The 18,748-nt window shown below is 38.2% G+C and carries 10 protein-coding genes and 1 pseudogene; 1 reads left to right on the top strand and 10 read right to left on the bottom strand.

What is annotated here, in order from left to right; all coding sequences use genetic code 11:
• Window positions 1–301 (bottom strand): annotated as a pseudogene (locus tag PVV68_RS05735) (phage tail tape measure protein); the annotation flags it as partial.
• A gap of 211 nt (window positions 302–512) precedes the next feature.
• Between PVV68_RS05735 and PVV68_RS05730 the strand changes: the two are divergent.
• Entirely contained in the window at window positions 513–4,163 is a 3,651-nt protein-coding gene (locus PVV68_RS05730) for an autotransporter outer membrane beta-barrel domain-containing protein (RefSeq protein ID WP_273720974.1), read from the top strand.
• A 1,039-nt stretch (window positions 4,164–5,202) separates the two neighbouring features.
• Here PVV68_RS05730 and PVV68_RS05725 read toward each other — a convergent pair.
• From PVV68_RS05725 to PVV68_RS05685, 9 genes are all read right to left on the bottom strand, one after another.
• Window positions 5,203–5,985: an ABC transporter ATP-binding protein gene (locus tag PVV68_RS05725; RefSeq protein WP_273720973.1), complete on the bottom strand. Its 783-nt coding sequence runs from the start codon at window positions 5,983–5,985 to the stop codon at window positions 5,203–5,205.
• On the bottom strand, window positions 5,982–6,857 hold the full coding sequence (locus PVV68_RS05720; protein WP_273720972.1) for an ABC transporter ATP-binding protein: 876 nt from the start codon (window positions 6,855–6,857) through the stop codon (window positions 5,982–5,984). Before PVV68_RS05720 ends, PVV68_RS05725 begins: the two co-directional genes overlap by 4 nt.
• Window positions 6,850–7,779: an ABC transporter permease gene (locus tag PVV68_RS05715; RefSeq protein ID WP_273720971.1), complete on the bottom strand. Its 930-nt coding sequence runs from the start codon at window positions 7,777–7,779 to the stop codon at window positions 6,850–6,852. The genes PVV68_RS05720 and PVV68_RS05715 overlap by 8 nt, the downstream gene beginning before the upstream one ends.
• 2 nt (window positions 7,780–7,781) lie before the next feature.
• On the bottom strand, window positions 7,782–8,855 hold the full coding sequence (locus PVV68_RS05710) for an ABC transporter permease (protein WP_273720970.1): 1,074 nt from the start codon (window positions 8,853–8,855) through the stop codon (window positions 7,782–7,784).
• Window positions 8,856–8,960: 105 nt separating this feature from the next.
• On the bottom strand, window positions 8,961–10,577 hold the full coding sequence (locus PVV68_RS05705) for an ABC transporter substrate-binding protein (RefSeq protein WP_273720969.1): 1,617 nt from the start codon (window positions 10,575–10,577) through the stop codon (window positions 8,961–8,963).
• A gap of 369 nt (window positions 10,578–10,946) precedes the next feature.
• A complete protein-coding gene (locus tag PVV68_RS05700) occupies window positions 10,947–12,572 on the bottom strand; it encodes an ABC transporter substrate-binding protein (RefSeq protein ID WP_273720968.1) in 1,626 nt (541 codons plus the stop codon).
• A 1,272-nt stretch (window positions 12,573–13,844) separates the two neighbouring features.
• The gene (locus tag PVV68_RS05695; protein WP_273720967.1) at window positions 13,845–14,471 is read right to left on the bottom strand and encodes a DNA-3-methyladenine glycosylase I; all 627 of its coding nucleotides are present in this window, start codon (window positions 14,469–14,471) and stop codon (window positions 13,845–13,847) included.
• The gene (gene xseA, locus PVV68_RS05690) at window positions 14,449–15,879 is read right to left on the bottom strand and encodes an exodeoxyribonuclease VII large subunit (RefSeq protein WP_273720966.1); all 1,431 of its coding nucleotides are present in this window, start codon (window positions 15,877–15,879) and stop codon (window positions 14,449–14,451) included. Before xseA ends, PVV68_RS05695 begins: the two co-directional genes overlap by 23 nt.
• 416 nt (window positions 15,880–16,295) lie before the next feature.
• A complete protein-coding gene (locus PVV68_RS05685) occupies window positions 16,296–17,927 on the bottom strand; it encodes an ABC transporter substrate-binding protein (RefSeq protein WP_273720965.1) in 1,632 nt (543 codons plus the stop codon).
• Between the last annotated feature and the right edge of the window lie 821 nt (window positions 17,928–18,748).

The raw sequence follows: 18,748 nt of genomic DNA, 5'->3' as shown, positions 1-18,748 counted from the left end.
AAGACGTGATCAATTGAAGAAGCCCAAGACGTGTGCCAGCAAAAGTAAAGCGCAACACACGCAAAGCAATATTAAAAGCCATCAGAGCGGCAATGGTTTTGATAATAGCGCTTGTTAAAGTGGGATGCGCATTCGCCCACGCCATAAGAACATTGATAAAACCACCAACACTTTCCATTAAACTGTTGAGGGGGGGCAGAAGCACTTCACCAACGGTAATCCCCAAAGCCACGATACGGTTTTGCAACAGTTCAAATTGCCGCATAGCACCGGTTGCTTGTTTGTCCGCCTCTTGCTCTACAAAGTCTTCTCTCATTTTTACCATGAAAACATGCTTTTTTCAGTTTTTCGGTAAATTGCGCAATTTTAGGTGTCAAAATAGATTTTGACAAAAAAATAAAAGTAAATTATCAAAATTATGTGTTATTAAACGAAACGTAATTTCTATTTTCTGTTCTTCTTTTGAAGGATGAGGGGGAATGAATATCCGGAGCTTGAAAAGGAGAGTAGTTGTGTATAAAAAATCCCTTCTGTCATCTATAGCTACAGCAGCAATTGTGCTGTTTAATAACTCTCTCAATGTACAAGCAAAAGACCTTGAAGTTTCTAATGGAAAAACAATAACAGTACAGGGAGAAACCTATCATACACTTCATGCAACAAATGGCAGTAAAATCGTCGGTAAGCATTTAACGGTAAAAACACCATATTACTACGATACATATGCAGTAACAGCTGAAGGTGCTAACAGTGTGATTGAGTTATTGGATAATACAACCATTGAAAACAAAGACTCTGAAATTAACTTAGGTCTTGAAGCCAAAGACGGTGCTACAATCAAAATGATTGGAGGTTCTATTATAACTTACGGCACTGGTGCTTCTTTCAATAACAGTAAAAGCAAGGAAAATACGCTAGAAAATGTACTCATAACAAATGCAAAGGATGACCTAGAAACATCTTCAGGAATAGTTACTGAGAACAGCAATCTTACCTTAAAAGGGGTAACCATTCATGCTTTTAAAGCTCTAGAGGCAGATGATCATTCTCAAATAACAATATCAGGAGGAGAATTTTATGGAAAGCTTGATGGAGTATCTGCTAAACAAGGCAGCACCATTGATATAAAAGATAACGCGAAAATCACCTCATCTCTTTATAGCGGATTAGATTCCGATGGGCCACAATCAAAAATCACCATGACGGGAGGAACAGTAAGCGGATATGCTCTAGGCTCATTGTTTGCAAAAAACGGTGGTCATATTGATGTTACAGATGTTGTTATAACATCAATAGATAATGGAACTGGTGCTTTCGTAGAAAATGAGGGAAGTATAATTGAACTGCACGGCACAACAATTAAAGATGTTTTAAATGGAATTGACGCACATGAGGGTAGCACGGTCAAGATGACCGGAGGTTCCATTACAGCTTCTCTCGTAGGAGCTCAATATACTGAGAGTAACAGTGACGAAAATAAACTGGAAGATGTAGTGATATCAAGTCTTAAAGATAAAGAGACACCATCCATGGGAGTAAATGTCATCAAAAAAAGCAAACTCTCTTTGAAAAATGTAACCATTACTCAAGTAGATCAAGGCATAGATTCTTTTGCTTATTCTCAAGTAACAGTATCAGGAGGATCAGTTTCTGCAAGCAATGTGGGAGCATCTGCTACATTTTACAGTACCGTTACTTTAAAAGACAATGTTAAAATTACTCAAGCATATCACGGCATAGATTCTTCTGATCATTCTCAAGTAACAGTATCAGGAGGATCAGTTTCTGCAAGCACTGTGGGAGCATTTGCTGCATCTTACAGTACCATTACTTTAAAAGACAATGTTAAAATTACTCAAGTAGATCAAGGCATAACTACTCATGATCATTCTCAAGTAACAATATTAGGAGGATCCGTTTCTGCAAGCACCGTAGGGATGTCTGCTGAATCTGGCAGCATCATTGATATCAAAGATGAAGCCCACATTACCTCATCTAATGGTGGTGGATTATATGCAAGCGATCCACAATCTAAGATCACCATGATGGGAGGATCAGTAAACGCAAAAGAAGCTGCCTTGTACACTACAAACGGAGGGCATATTGATATCACAAATGTTTCTGTTACAGGGAAAATCGGTGGTTTGCAGCTCGCCTCCATTCTTTATACTATTTCAAATGAAAAAAATGATCTTAAAGATTATCAAAACGCTGAGATTAATTTAATCAATACAAAAATTCATGTCGATAATGGCACTGGAATTTTCATTGGAACTTTCAGTGATCATACTATTACAAATATTGCCAATCTATCAATTGGTACAGCCAATCTCATAAATTCAGAAATCCATGCGGATGTTTTATTAGGCAACGGGACTTGGGGAGATAAAGAGTTTTTGGAAGCTATAAATGCAAAAGCAATACCCAACGGTAGCTTCACCTTAAATACAGATCATTCCACTTTAGAAGGCAGAGCAAACATTACAAAAGAAAGAAACGTACACTTTAACCTGAAAAATGGTACACAATGGTTCTTAAAAACCAGCACACAAGAAAAAGATAAAAATGGCAAACTCCTGGATATCGCGCAAAGGTCACGCTCTGATATTTCTGTACTGGATCTCGAAAACAGCTCTGTTATTTTCAAAGAACCAACAACAGACGGTTATTACCACACATTGCATATAGGATCAGGACAACCAGATACCAAAGCCGTCTACAATACAATAGGCGATACACAAATTTCTTTCAATACTTGGTGGAGTGATGGTAAGCCAATAGCAGAGCAAAAAACCGATCGCCTTCTCATTAATGGTGATGTTTCAGGTCATACAAACATTCTCGTCAATTTAACAGGAAATACCACTCAAAAAAATATTTCTGATGTTGAGAAAAATATACGCGGACTTTCTCTTATCCAAGTTTCTGGAACAGCTAAAGAAGGCTCTTTTAAATTAGCCCATGGTTATACGACCATAAATGGTTCACCTGATAAATATATGCTACGTGCCTATGGACCAAACTCAAGCCAAGGCAAAGCCAATATGGAACAAAACTTGCTGGATGAAAAAAATGAAAATTTCTGGGATTTTCGTCTACAACCTGAGTTTCTTGATTCTAATTCAGGTTCTGGCTCTAATCCCGGTGGCTCTGGTTCTAACCAAGGTTCGGGTTCTAACCCTGAGGCCAATGTGCATGCGCCTGTAGCACAAATGGCAAGCTATTTGGTCATGCCAAATGCCCTCTTCTATACGGGATTAACCGATATGGCTAAGCAGAACGCAGTGTTAGCCAACATGAGAACATCCGTCTTGGCAAAAGAACAAGAAAAACAAAGCGGCTTCTTCTTATACACTTACGGCGGTACAGGAACATTATCCTCTGAAAGTGCTCCTCGCCAATATGGTTATAGCGGTGCTCATCTTCGCTATGCTGCTCTACAAGGAGGCGTTAACTTCGCAGCACTAGAAGGACAAAATACCACAACACATTTCGGTCTTGTCGGAACCTATGGACAACTGTCCTTCACTCCAAAAGATATGAAAGATGCAGGTAAAAGCACATTGGATAAGTGGTCCATCACAGCCTATGGTAGCATCCAGCATGACAATGGTTTTTATCTTGATGCCCTACTATCCTATGGAATCCTAAAGGGTGACATCACCAATGCTATCATTGGCAAAACCGCAACATTGAAAAATGCCAAGATGTTGGGTATCTCCACCACTATTGGCAAACAATTTGCTACAGGTATTCAAGGTGTCACCTTCGAACCGCAAGCACAACTTGCCTATCAACATTTGCTGTTTGATACACTTTCAGATGCCGATAATTTTACCATTGATATGAAGAACCCTCATCAATGGATGATCCGTGTTGGTGGGCGTTTAACCAAAACCGTTACCACTGCTGAAAACGGACATTCTGTTTCCTTCTATGGAAAAGTGAATGCAATTAAAACTTTTGGTGATGATCAAGCAATCCATATTGACAAGGATTATAAAATTGATCCCATGGGCTCTTTCCTTGAAGGCGGACTTGGTATCAGTGCTCAATTGTCTTCAAACGTTTCGCTTCATGGTGATGTCAGCTATCAACAAAAACTACAAAAGACTGGTATATCTGGAGCAAGCTTCTCAGGCGGAATACGCTATCAGTTTTAAGACATGACTGTAAAAAGCCTATCACATTCTACTTATTTTAACAAAAAGGCAGCGTTATGCTGTCTTTTCGACAACCATCTGTTTTTCCCGCTTCAAAGGCGCTCTCTTGTCTCTTTACACACAAAAAGTACAACAGAATGGCTCTTGTAAAATCCAACAAACATAACAAGCTGCTTTAACAAATTTATCAAAACACTTAAGAAGAATACTCAAATTTTAAAAAGTAGTAATCAGTACTCTTCTTATCTTAAATAGAAAATGCGTTCTACAGCCAAAGTGAGAAAACGTTCTTCTCATCTTTACTTATTGCGTTCAACTACGCTTTTCTGCCTCTTTATCCTTAAAGCATAAAAAACAACCAAAACATTTTAAAAATTATCACTTTACGAAAAGAGAACGTAGCGTTTTTCAATAAATAAGATCTAAAGCTGTAAAAAATCTAAAAAACAAAAATAAAATTATACTACAAAATAATCAGAACTCTTCCTGCACAATACAGCAATGATTATCTTCTGTTATTTCTCACAAATTTCATGTTCAACACTTCAAAATAAAACGACTGAACATAAACTCATCATCAAAAAACAATACAATCCGTTCAGAAAAATAACCCCTGTCATGTGCTACCAGCATGACTCATAAAACTATACACCTTATAGAAAAATATTTATAGCTAAAAATTCTTTCAGCAAATTATAATGGATAAAATCGCACACTTTGGTCTCCTCCTCACACCTTAAATGACGAAGATTTCCACCCATGCTGACCTGTAAGCAATACAACTTCTTGTCTAGCAGGCTCCACTTACTAACCATTTATATGGTTCACCTATATAAGGAATAAGCCCTGCCCTAAATATTGACTGCATTACCCAAAATTACTGAATATATAAATTTTACATAGCTTGTATACCATATCTCAAACAACAGTGTTTTACGGCATAACGAGATAAAAAATATCCCTCCCTGTTGCAACAATACTGCAAAGATCTCTAGAAACCTAAAATAGAAGAAACGATATTTTTCTTCTGTAGAATTTATCATGCCCTTTGCTCTCTATAAACAATAGGTTCAATACTGGCTTCAAAAAACATCTTTGTATAGTCATGTTGTGCACGTAAACTACGCAAATCATCATTGCTAAGTTCTTCAAGAATAATCCCTTTATGCATAATTCCAACACGTTCACAGATATGTGCAACCACAGCAAGGTCGTGGGATACCATCAAATAAGTGAGCTTTTTTTCCTCTCGTAAGGATTTCAACAAATTTAAAATTTCAGCCTGTACCGATACATCCAATGCAGATGTTGGTTCATCAAGCAGTAAAACCTCTGGCTCAATAATTAAAGCACGAGCAAGAGCAATACGCTGCCGTTGCCCTCCAGATAACTCATGCGGATAACGATAAAGAAATGAAGAATTTAAGCCAACGGAATTTAAAACATCACGCACCCGCTCTTTTGGATTATCCATACCATGAATTTTAAGTGATTCAGAAAGAACCGTATGAACCATTTTTCTTGGATGAAGTGAAGAGTAAGGATCTTGGAAAACCATTTGAATACGGCGTAGAAAATTCTTATCTCTTTTTTTGGGAACTTCTTCTCCATCAAAAACAAAACATCCGCTATAGCCTGAAATAAGCCCAACCAATGTATTTAAAATAGTTGATTTTCCACAGCCTGATTCACCAATCAAACCGTAAGCTTCGCCACGCTTAATATGAAAGTTGACATTTTTTACAACCGTTACTGCCTTGTGCCGATGCCCAAAGGTTACAGATAAATTAGAAACATCAATAATATTGTCACAGTTGGTCACGGAGCAACTCCTTCAATACCATTAACAATCGTAGGATTATACAACCAATCAGGATCGCGCTCAGGAACAGCCAAAACATCAACAGGATTATCAAGCCGCGGCAAACTCGCTAGCAAAGCCTTAGTATAAGGATGACAAGCGCGAGATAAATTACACGCAGGCAATTCTTCTAACACACGACCTGCATACATAACCAAAACACGATCACAAAAATCAGCAATCATATTCAAATCATGACTAATGAAAATAAGCCCTGTTCCAGCTTTAGTCACAAGCTCATCCAACACTGATAAAACCTGACGTCTTACCGTAATATCAAGCGCAGATGTTGGCTCATCGGCAATAATTAAATCAGGTTTTGGAATGAGCATCATCGCAATCATCACACGCTGCCCCATTCCTCCTGATATTTCATGAGGAAAGAGACGCATCACATGTTCTGGGTCACGAATATGAACAGATTCCAACATAGCAATTGTCCGCTCGCGCGCCTCAGCTTTTGAAACACGGTAATGAATACGGTAAGCTTCCATAATCTGGTCCCCAATCCGTATGAGTGGATTCAGTGAATATTTGGGGTCCTGTAGAATCATTGAAATACGCTTTCCCCGAATAGTTCTCATCTGAGCTTCACTTGCACGCAATAAATCGATATCCTCAAAGCGCATTTTTTTCGCTTTGACAATTGCTGCTCTTGGACTCAATTTGAGTATCGCGCGCCCAGTCATTGATTTTCCAGAACCAGACTCGCCAACAATGCCGATTTTTTCTTTTCCCACGGAAAAACTAACGCCGCGCACAACCTCTGCAATGCCACGCCTTATAGGAAAAGCAATACGTAAATCTTCTATCTCTAATAATTTTTTAGCCATTGCGCGGATCCAATATATCACGAAGTCCATCACCCAACAAATTGAAAGCAAGGCTTGCCAACAATATTGCACAACCTGGTATTGCCGCTAACCACCAATTTGTCATCATAAATTCACGACCTGTCGAAAGCATTGCACCCCATTCAGGACTTGGCAGTTGAGCTCCCAACCCCAAAAAACCAAGACCAGCAGCCGTTAAAATAATTCCGGACATATCTAATGTTAGACGTACTACTACTGAAGGAATACACATCGGTGCAACATGAAATAAAATAATCCGCAAAGGAGATGCCCCTTGCAAGCGAACAGCAGAGACATAATCAGAAGAACGTATCGTCAAAGTTTCTGCTCGTGCTAAACGCGCGATTGGGGGCCATGCTGCAATGGAAATTGCAACAGATGCATTTTCAATACCTGGTCCCAATGCCGCTGAAAAAGCAAGAGCTAAAATCAAAGCTGGAAAAGCAAGAAAAATATCAACTATACGCATAAGAACAGTATCAACCCATCCCCCTATATAGCCCGATACAGTCCCAACAAGGAGCCCTATTGGTCCCACAATAATTGTCGTGAGAAAAACAACATAAAGCGTGATACGTGCACCAAAAACGAGACGACTAAAAATGTCACGCCCCAATTCATCTGTCCCAAAATAATGTGACATAGAGGGCGGTTGCAATCGATGCGCAAGATCATTACTCACAAAATCATTGGTAGCAATCCAAGGAGCAAAAATTGCACATAAGATAATAATAAAAATAATAGTCAGACCAAACACAGCAGAAAAATTACCAGAAAACTTGATCAATGCATGATAAATTCTTTGTACGTTCGCTTGAAAGACTGACCGTGGAACAGATTCATTTAACCAACGCCCCAAAGAAAATGATGATTGCGATTTATGATGATGAATTGTTGCCATATTCAACGTGTCCTTGGATCAAAGATTCGATAAAGCAAATCAGAAAATAAATTAATAACAACAAAGAGAAACCCTACAAGTAGCGTGCAGCCGACAACTGCATTCATATCTCCAGCCAAAAGAGCATTTGTTAAATAATGCCCGAAACCAGGCCAAGCAAAAACAGTCTCCGTTAACACAGCACCTTCTAAGAGAAAAGCATATGAAAGTGCAACAACCGTGATAATCTGCACGGCGGCATTCCGAAAGGCATGCCCCCACACCGTTCGTGCCAACGATAATCCCTTCACACGCGCAGTAATGATATATTCTTGATTGAGCTGTTCAATCATAAATCCACGAGTCATACGACTAATATAGGCCATAGCACCAAAAGCTAAGATTAAAGCAGGCATAATAACATGACTGAACACATTTCCAAAAGCTTCCCACTGTCCTTGACGAGCAGTATCCCAGAGAAAAAATCCCGTTTTAGGTTCAAAAGAATATTCATAAAGGAAATCAATACGTCCTGGACCACCGATCCAGCCAAGCTTAGCATAAAAGATCAATAACGCCATTAATCCAAGCCAAAAGGTTGGAGTGGAATAACTCAAGAGTGTAAAAACACGGACAAAGTAATCAATAAATGAATCACGATACATTGCCGCAAAAACCCCAAATGGAATACCAAGACTTGTGCCAATTACAATAGCAACTGTAGCAAGCTCTAACGTTGCAGGAAATACGCGCATAATATCTTCTAAGACTGGACGCCCTGAGGTTAAAGCATCTCCAAAGTCAAACAAAAACACACTGCGGAGATAATTCCAATATTGAACAATCAATGGCTGATCAAGGCCCAACCTATGAAACATCGCATCATAAGCTTCCTGACTGATATTATCACCAAGGATAGCAAGAACAGGATCTAAGGGAAGCAGGTGACCAATAAAAAAAGTAATCGTTACCAAACCAAGCAACGTGACAAAGACTGAAATAAGCAACTTCAATAGCTTGAAAAAAAAGTCCCATACGAACATTTGTTTCTGCTTCTGTAATACTACTCTTTCAGCATCTGGAAATGGCAAAACCATTATAATATTCCCCTCCATAGCTACCAAACATAAAGCTAACACCTTTTTTATACAATCAAGTAACCTCTAATCAAGCACACTTTACAATCTTTTTTCATAACATGCTTATTTTTCTGCATCACTGTAATAAAGTCTAAAACTATTCCAAGCCCATTTTTTTACTGCAGGTCCCATACCAACGGTATAATATGTCTGAAATAAATAAACCATAGGACCATGTTCAAACACATAATTCTGTAAAGCACGATACTGCAAAAGACGCTTATTTTGATCTTGCTCAAACAAAGCATCCATCACCATTTTATTGATATTTTCATCATAATATCCAGCACGCCAAGCCAGATACATATTGTGCTTTTCTGTAAATGTTGGATCAGGATTAAAAACATGATTTAACGAAGCAGGATGCCCATCAGGATCAGCACTCCCCCATCCCATAAGTGCACTATCATAATTTCCACCACGCACACGGCTTAACAATTGATTTTGTGCCATTTTTTCAAGGGTAATCTCAACACCAATTTTACGCGCATTGGCTTGAATAGACTGCGCAACAGATGACATATAACTAAGGCTACCAACTAAAAGATTAGCTTTAAAACCATTGGGATAACCGGCCTCACTCATCAATTGTTTGGCTTTTTTCAAATCTAACTTAAAGGGCAATCCCTCTTTTTCATCCAAAGCGCCAGGAATTCCCAACGCCATATAACTAGCACGTGGAATGCCAATACCTTTTAAAACGGTTTTTCCAAGTCCTTCATAATCGACTAAATAACGAAGTGCCAAACGCACTTTTTCGTGAGAAAAAATTGTATTTTTATTATTCAACGAGAGATAAATAATTTGCGGTCGCAAAACGCGGCTAATTTTAACTGGTCCGCCCTGCTTTTCAATATCTAAGACATCCTCTGAAGAAAGATCACGCGCTATATCCACATCCCCTTTTTCCAAAAGAAATCTCTGACTTGCTGAATCTGCAACATGCTGCACAACAATTTGCTTAATTTTAGGTGCCTCTCCCCAATAATATTTTGTAGCTTCCAATACAACTTTTTCTCCTGGAGACCAACGTACCAATTTATAAGGTCCAACACAAGCCGAATGCGTTGCCAAATATTTATTGCCCATATCACCATTCATACTTTCTGCTTCAATTGTTTTCCGATCGAGCAAAGCAGAAGCATAGGACTGTCCAATAGCTGTTAATATAAGCTGAATAGGATAGGGTTTATCTAGTTTTAGCTGTAAAGTTCTATCATCAAGAGCTTGAATATGCGTTTCCACATTGTTTTTATTAAAGCCATAATCCATCAAAAACTGAGCATACCCTAATCCCAATTTAATAATCCGCCGCATTGACCAAGCAAGATCCTGTGCTGTGGCCACCCTTCCATCATCAAATTTTAAATCATCACGAAGATGAAAAACTATTCTTTTTCCACCATCTAAAACGTCCCAAGATTGTGCCATAGAAGGGCGAATTTTAGTGGGATCATGCTGATCATACTGCACTAACGCACTACATATATTTGTCAATAATTCACTCGCGACAACTTCAACTGTTTGAGCTGGATCAAAGCTACTAATTGAATCGATATTCCATGCCATTACCAATATATCTTTCGATGACGCACTCAATACTGGTGATAGAGATCCATTTAAAAAACCGACTGTACTTAACAAAATACAAAAGTTTTTTAACATTTCTTTTTTTCTCATTTTTATCATTACCCTTTGCATTTTATGTGATTATTCTCTCACAAAATACTGCTGATTTTTCTCTTTATTTCTCAAACAGCGTAATGTTATCAACTTTACGCATCAAAAAGCTGAAGATGACTTTCTCACACAGCAACCTACAATTGAGATGCATAGCCTCTGTAGTATTATCACAGAAACTTCTAAAAGCCCTTACTTTTCACACGGATAAACATCGCCCCCTATAAACTATACCTTAATTGTATTACACAAAAAGCCCCCCGCAATTTCATATCTTAAGCGTTAAGACAACCCTTTGCGGGGGATATTTTCATCATTTACATGATGATCGCGTTCTTTTTGTATTTTACAGTATTATTTAATACGCATTTATTTTTCAATTGCACTATAAAAAATACGCGGTGCACTATTCCACACCCATTTTTTAATACTAGGTGTCATAGCTACAACACTATATCTCTGAAAAATAAAAGCATAGGGACCTTTTTGCATAAGTTCACGTTGCAAATCAGCATAGATTTGTGCCCGTTTTTGTGGATCTTTTTGAAACAATGCAGCTTCCACCTTTTTATTCATAGCTTCATCCAAATAGCCATGCTGCCAACTTGGATAAGCTGTATTTTTCGCCTCAAACCGATTATCAGGATTGTAAACAAGACGTGAAGCCATGGAATGAGGATCCGCAGAGTCATTATTCCATCCGACAAAAATTGTATCAAAAGCACGTGCATAAAGTTTTGAAAACACTTGCGTGCCTGCCAAACGTTCAATTTTAAGATGTACCCCCACCTTTGCTGCATTATCTTGCACAGACTGTGCAATAGGCAAAGCATAATGAGAGCTTCCCACTAAAAAATTAGCCTCAAAGCCTTTTGAATAACCCGCCTCTGTTAAAAGCTGTTTGGCTTTTTGAAGATCAAGTTTAAAGGGCTGTCCTTCTTTTTCATCCAAAGCTCCAAAATTACCAAGAGGAATAAAGCTTGCCCGTGGAACACCAACTCCTTTGAGAATACTCTTTTCAAGTCCTTCATAGTCAATAAGATAGCGCATCGCCAAACGTACTTTTTCCTTAGCAAAAATGGGATTTGTTGTATTAAAGCCCCAATACATCATGGAAGGCTCCAAAACGCTTTCCACCTTAACATCTGTTGTTGCTTGCAGATCTGCTATATCCTCAGGTCTCAAATCACGAGCAACATCGATATCGTGTTTTTGCAACAATAAGCGTTGTGTTCCAGTCTCTGCAACATGGCGAATGAGAATCTTTTTTAATTTAGGAGTTTCCCCCCAATAATTAGGACTTGCACGCAATAAAATAGCTTCTCCAGGACGCCAACTTGCTAACTGATAAGGACCAACACAGGCAGCATGACTGGCCAAATAGCGGTTGCCCATATCGCCATTTTTTTCATGTTTCATAATGGTTTTGCGATCAAGCAAAGCCGTAGCACGACTCGCAACAATATTATTAAGAATAAGCTCTGCTGGATAAGGCTTATCAAATTTCATCACCACCGTTTTCTCATCCGGTGCTTGAAGAGCAGAATCAACATTTTGTTCTGTAATACCATATTCATTAAAAATCGCCGCAGTTGCCATTTTTAATTTGATAATTCGTTTCATACCCCAAATAAGGTCATGGGCATTCGCAGACCGACCATCATTAAATTTTAAACCATCCCGTAAATGAAAAGTAAGCACTGTATTCTGATCACCACCTGAAACATCCCAGTGCGTTGCTAAAGAGGGAATGATTTTTGCTGGATCATCTGTAGCGGTACCAACCAAATTATCACAAACATTGAGAACGATTTCATTTGCATAAACATCATTAAGCTGCGCAGGATCAAATGTATTGATTCCATCAATATTCCAACCCATCACGAGGGTATCGGCAGGTGTTTTTGCTGAAACTTGTTGCACGAATATTCCCAATGCAAGAACAGCAGAAACAAAAGAAGTACTGCCTTTCAATATTTTTCTTTTTATATTCATAGCTTTTTCCTTTTAAAGTTTTTTATCAATTTATTATTCTGAAATAACACAGCAGATTTGTAAAACTAAAGATTGATTAAACGCATATTCGCCATCTCTACAAAGGCATTTACTTTTCAATTCACTCACTTAAACTCAATGAAAATACAGTAAATACACGAAATATCCGTCACCAACCATTATGACATCTCCACCACAATATCCCTTTGTCTCCACAATACCCCGTAATTGCTCCCTCTATCATTCACCAAAATGTAAGCCTTGGGAAAAATCGTCATACGGATATTGATGAACGCCCCCTTATCTATAAACTGTACTAAAAAGAATAAGGATAATGTGCAAATTTTAAAAATAATCGTATCTCCTCAGACACTCATTTTCAAGAGACACACACCCTGACTGCATTATAAGACTGCGCATGAACAGACAGAAAAACAAAAGAAAACATTTCTGCAAAAACTCTATGATCTATTTAAAAATTGCTAAATCTTCTAAACGTTAAGCGTAAAAGAAAAGTTTTTTTATCAATGACACCAAACAAGTCAACAGAAACAAAATCGCAATGAAAAATACCTGCTTTTCTACGTCTTATCTTTCACAAAATACAATAGCCAATAAAAGAACACATCATAAAATGCTCTTTTTCATGAGCAAAAACAAAAACGAAACAATACACTACTCTCACTCACATCCCCAACGACATATGCTAGAGATTTACAGAAGCAATGGAGTGACACAAATCTATCTGAACAAAAGCATCTGCCCCAAAAGCTAGAGCTTACACACAGCAAAATTATTCTCTTAAAAAGGAGGCTATCAGATAATAAAACTTAACACAAGTATTTGATAATCAAACACTCTATAAATAAACGCATCATTCTATATTCAATAAAACTATAGAAAATATCTTTCTGTAAACTTCAAAGAGCAAAACAATATAAAAATATTTCTCTATAGAGAGACATAATAAATAATTTTACTTTATTAATAAAAGTAAAGAACATAAATAAACAAAACTCCACAATTTACCTGATTATAAATATTATATAAATAAAAATAGACAAATATGACTTAAAACAGATAATAAAAATTTCTCTTATAATAATTTAACAAATACATTTCTTCCTCTGTTAAAAGCAGTATCACAGCTTACACTACGCTAAAAAACGATAATCCAACAACAACAAATACATGAAACGATCTCAAAACCATTCCACGCTCTTTTTTTATTTTTTTAGACAATATCTTCTTATGCAAAAGATCTGTACCAATTTATCGACAAAAACACCCTTCAAGATGATCATTAACAATTCCTACCGACTGCATAAAAGCATAACAAATTGTTGGTCCAACAAATGTCCAGCCACGTTTTTTCAAGTCTTGCGAAAGACGAAGAGACGCAGGTGTTATAGGATTTGCTAACAATGTTTGAAAATTGATCTTTTCATAACGCTCTGATTGTGGTGGTTGAAAAGACCAAAAATAGTGAGACAAACTTCCCCACTCTATAATAATGTCCTGTGCTCTCAATGCATTATTAAGCACTGAGCGGATTTTCCCTTGATGACGAACAATGCTTTTATTCTGCATCAACATTTGCACTTTTGCTTCATCATAATGACTGATTTTTTCGAAGTCAAAGTGATCAAATGCCTCTCGAAAAAAAGAGCGTTTTTTTAAGATGGTAAGCCAAGAAAGCCCTGCTTGAAAACCTTCAAGACAAATTTTTTCAAACAAACGGCGATCTTCAAAAACAGGCTTTCCCCATTCATGATCATGATAAGCACAGTAAAGCGGATCATCTCCTGCCCATGAACAACGAATTTTTCCATCCGCTCCCCTGCGAAGTCCTTCCTCGAGCACCTGATTGAGCGTATTAAAAGAGTGTTCCTTGATCATCGTCTTGTTGCTTTATCTGTTTGTGTTTTGAACGTTTATTCAAAGCAGATCCCTCGGTGACAACACTGACATCACCATCAAAAAAACGTAACTTGACTTGTCCTGTTTCAGGAAACTGTACCAATCGTTTAATGGGTTTATTCTCTTGCCCCAAAGCCAAAACAAAACCACGCTCTAAAATATTCTGATACGAAGTGCTTTTTAAAAGCCTAAAAGCAACGTCTATCTGAGCACGTTGTTTTTCCACCTTGTGCACAAAAGCACGCTGAAGACGCATCACATATTCCTTGGTATTGCGTTGTGCTTTTTCAGTATTCAACAAACGCGGTGCAAGACGAAGAGAAAGTGCATGGAAATAAAAACGCTTTTTATCATAACTCACACAAAGAGCACGCTGTAACCGGCTGGAAATTTCATCAAAACCACGCCGCGGTAGAGCAAAAAGTTGATCAACTGTGGGAAGTCCACGGATAAGAGCACGCAATTTTTGTTGATGAAAATCAAAATAACGTGTGAGTCCCATACGCAAACGTGCACCAAGCGATGCCACATAGACTTCGAGATCAAGCTTGACGGGAACAGCCTTTTCTGCTGCTCCTGTAGGGGTTGGAGCACGCCAATCAGCAACATAATCAATCAAAGTCCAATCTGTCTCATGCCCAACCGCAGAGATAACCGGAAGAGCAGAGGCATAAACAGCACGCACAACAGCTTCATCATTAAACCCCCATAAATCTTCTAAACTCCCTCCTCCCCGCGCCACAATAATAACGTCAGGTTTTGGAATAGAACCTCCTAAAGGCAGTGCATTAAACCCCTCAACGCCAGCAGCTACTTCACGCCCACAGGTTTCTCCCTGAACACGGACAGGCCAAACCAAAATATGCAAGGGAAAACGATCTGATATACGATGAATAATATCGCGAATAACAGCACCTGTTGGCGATGTCACCACGCCTATAATTTGAGGCATATAAGGCAAAAGCTTCTTTTTGGCTTCATCAAATAAACCTTCCTCTGCAAGCTTTTTCTTACGATTTTCTAAAAGTGCCATCAAAGCGCCAACCCCAGTTGGTTCAAGTGCTTCAATAACAATTTGGTACTTTGACGACCCAGGATAAGTTGTCAGTTTTCCAACAGCAATCACTTCCATCCCCTCTTCAGGAGGAAATTTGAGCTTTTCCATAAACCCGCGCCAAATAACAGCCTCCAACCGTGCCTTATCATCCTTTAAAGCAAAGTAAGCATGACCAGAAGCATGAGGACCACGATAACCTGATATTTCTCCACGCACCCGCACATAACCAAACTTTTCTTCAACAACGCGCTTTAAAGCCCCTGCTATTTCAGAAACAGTAAATTCTACTACATTCGTTGCACCTGCTTTTTCACCAAACAAACTTACCATTTTTAAATTCTTTACACCCGTTCTTGTGAATCTTTTTGCAATAATACATTTTTAAACTTTTGATTGATAACTTCATCCAAATACCCATAACACCAACCAGAATAGCTTGTATTTTTAACCTCAAACCGATGATCGGGATTGTAAATAAAATTGAAGACGTAAAGGGCTGCAGAGCATTATTCAATCCAAAAAAATTCTATCAACAGAAGTTAAAATATTCAATCTTAACATCCACACCAACAAATCTTTTATGATAACCTCTCTCATCAAAGAGAAGGTCTTAAAATACATTTTATATATGGTATATTTATTCACTAGCCATGAACTTCGACATCTTGCAAAGTTTTTCAACCATAGGCAAAACGTCGAAGCTCTCATGATCACGCTTTTAGAATTTACAATGTTCTAAGACACGCTTATTTTTCAATGGCACTATAAAAAATACGTGGTGCACCATTCCAAACCCATTTTTTCACATCAGGTGTCATAGCGACAATGTTATATGTCTGATAGATAAACGCATAAGGACCTTTTTGCATAAAATCACGCTGCAAATCAGCATACATCTGCGCCCGTTTCTGTGGATCTTTCTGAAACAATGCTTCCCTCACCTTTTTATTCATCTCTTCATCAAAATAGCCATGACACCAACTAGGATAGCCCGTGTTTTTAGCCTCAAATCGATTATCAGGGTTTAAAATAAGACGCGAAGCCATCGTATGAGGATCCGCAGAAGAATTATTCCATCCTATAAAAATTGTATCAAAGCCACGTGCATAAAGTTTTGAAAATAATTGCGTACCAATAAAATGTTCAATCTTAAAGCGCACACCTATCTTTTTGGCATTGTCTTGAATAGACTGAGCAATGGGCAAAGCAAAAGGATAAGGCGTTTTTCCGGCATAAATATTGGCCTCAAAACCATCCGGATAACCTGCCTCTGTCAAAAGCTGCTTGGCTTTTTGAAGGTCAAGTTTAAAAGGTTGCCCCTCTTTTTCATCCAAAGCACCAAAATTACCAATGGGAATAAAGCTTGCTCGTGGAATACCAACATCTTTAAGAAGAGTCTTGCCAAGCGTTTCATAATCAATAAGATAGCGCATTGCCAAACGCACTTTTTCATTGGCAAAAATAGGATTTGTCGTGTTAAAACCCCATATGATCATGGATGGAGCCAACACTTTTTCAGCCTTAATATCTGTTGTTGCTTGAAGATCTGCTATATCTTCTGGTGTTAAATTACGTGCAACATCGATATCGTGTTTTTCCAACAATAAACGTTGTGTTCCAGGCTCGGCAATATGACGAATAAGAATCTTCTTCAATTTGGGTGCCTCTCCCCAATAATGGGAACTGGCACGTAACAAAATCCCTTCTCCAGGACGCCAACTCTCTAACTGATAAGGACCAACACAAGCAGCATGACTCGCCAAATAACGATTTCCCATATCACCATCTTGTTCGTGTTTCATCAGTGTCTCACGATCAAGTAAAGCAACAGTGCGATGAGTGGAAATATTGCTCAAAATAAGCTCTGCTGGATAAGGTTTATCAAATTTCATGACCACTGTTTTTTCATCGGGTGCTTGAAAAGCCTCATCAACATTTTTTTCTGTGATACCATATTCATTAAAGGTTGCCGCGTTAGACAGCTTCAATTTGACAACCCGCCTCATGCCCCAAACAAGATCATGAGCACCAGCATGCCGACCATCATTAAACTTCAAATCATCACGCAAATGAAAAGTAATTGCTGTACTCTGGTCATCACTTGAAACATCCCAACTCTTGGCCAAAGAAGGAACAACTTTAGTCCCATCATCTTTTGCAGTATCAACCAAATTGTCACAAACATTGACAACAACTTCAGCTCCATACCGATCATTGAGTTGCGCAGGATCAAAATTACTGATTGCATCAAGATCCCAAGCCATCACGAGAGTATCAGCAGGCGTCTTTGCTGACACTTGTTGTGCAAACATCCCCACTGCAAGAACAGCAGAAATAAAAGAACTGCTCCCCTTTAATATCGTTCTTTTCAAACTCATCAATTTTTCCTTTTAAAACGTATTGTATAAATTCTCCATGCAACAATAATGCGCAAAAATAAGAAAATCAGACTGAGAAAACACACCCCCTTAGAGATATAAGACCTCCAACAACAGCTATTCACCCCCCCCAGACACGAATAAGCGCAATGAAAATATGCAAAGGAAAACGTCTCGATAAATAATGAGTAACATCATAAACGATAAGCATCCTACTAGTACGTCAAAACACGAATAATTCAGGACATATCAGGGTAAGATCCTTTTTTGTTTCATCAAACAAACCTTCTTCCTCAAACTTATTCTTACCATTTTCTAAGAAAGAAACATCACATCCCTCGTTGCTAAAACCTCAAGAATCATTGAATATTTGAATAGCCCTAGAGAAGATTTGCAAACCATAACACTCTCCCTCCTTCTTCAGGAGAAAATTTGAGTTTTTCTATAAACCCCAGCAAAGAACACTTTCAGCATCTTATCTTCTGTTAAGGAAAGAGAGCACAATCTAACGTATGAACCCCACAGTAACCTAACATTCCCTCACGCCCCTGCATACAATCAAATTTCTCTTCAACAACACATTTTAAAGCCCCCCACTCTTTCAAAAACACCAAACTTTGCACCACTTATTGTGCCTGTTTTTTTGCGTTTGCCTTGCCATCAACAAATAATTATTTTTTCAAAAAGATTGAAACAGTCAACCATAATACCTATATATAAAGGATTTGTCGAGATGAATAATCTCTCTTTGAAAGAGGATATCTTGAACCCCATTCTCTCCAGAGCATATCGCTTCGCTACCGATGAGCTTCGGCATCTTG

Source organism: Bartonella sp. ML69XJBT (assembly GCF_028618515.1).
Classification (GTDB): Bacteria; Pseudomonadota; Alphaproteobacteria; order Rhizobiales; family Rhizobiaceae; genus Bartonella.
The sequence above is the reverse complement of the archived record's forward strand: the minus strand, read 5'-3'. Positions and strand labels throughout refer to the sequence as shown.

Coding starts and splice junctions, on each gene's coding strand:
- PVV68_RS05720 (WP_273720972.1), bottom strand. CDS start 6,857: ATGGCTAAAAAATTATTAGAGATAGAAGATTTACGTATTGCTTTTCCT.
- PVV68_RS05715 (WP_273720971.1), bottom strand. CDS start 7,779: ATGGCAACAATTCATCATCATAAATCGCAATCATCATTTTCTTTGGGG.
- PVV68_RS05710 (WP_273720970.1), bottom strand. CDS start 8,855: ATGGTTTTGCCATTTCCAGATGCTGAAAGAGTAGTATTACAGAAGCAG.
- PVV68_RS05705 (WP_273720969.1), bottom strand. CDS start 10,577: ATGAGAAAAAAAGAAATGTTAAAAAACTTTTGTATTTTGTTAAGTACA.
- PVV68_RS05700 (WP_273720968.1), bottom strand. CDS start 12,572: ATGAATATAAAAAGAAAAATATTGAAAGGCAGTACTTCTTTTGTTTCT.
- PVV68_RS05695 (WP_273720967.1), bottom strand. CDS start 14,471: ATGATCAAGGAACACTCTTTTAATACGCTCAATCAGGTGCTCGAGGAA.
- xseA (WP_273720966.1), bottom strand. CDS start 15,879: ATGGTAAGTTTGTTTGGTGAAAAAGCAGGTGCAACGAATGTAGTAGAA.
- PVV68_RS05685 (WP_273720965.1), bottom strand. CDS start 17,927: ATGAGTTTGAAAAGAACGATATTAAAGGGGAGCAGTTCTTTTATTTCT.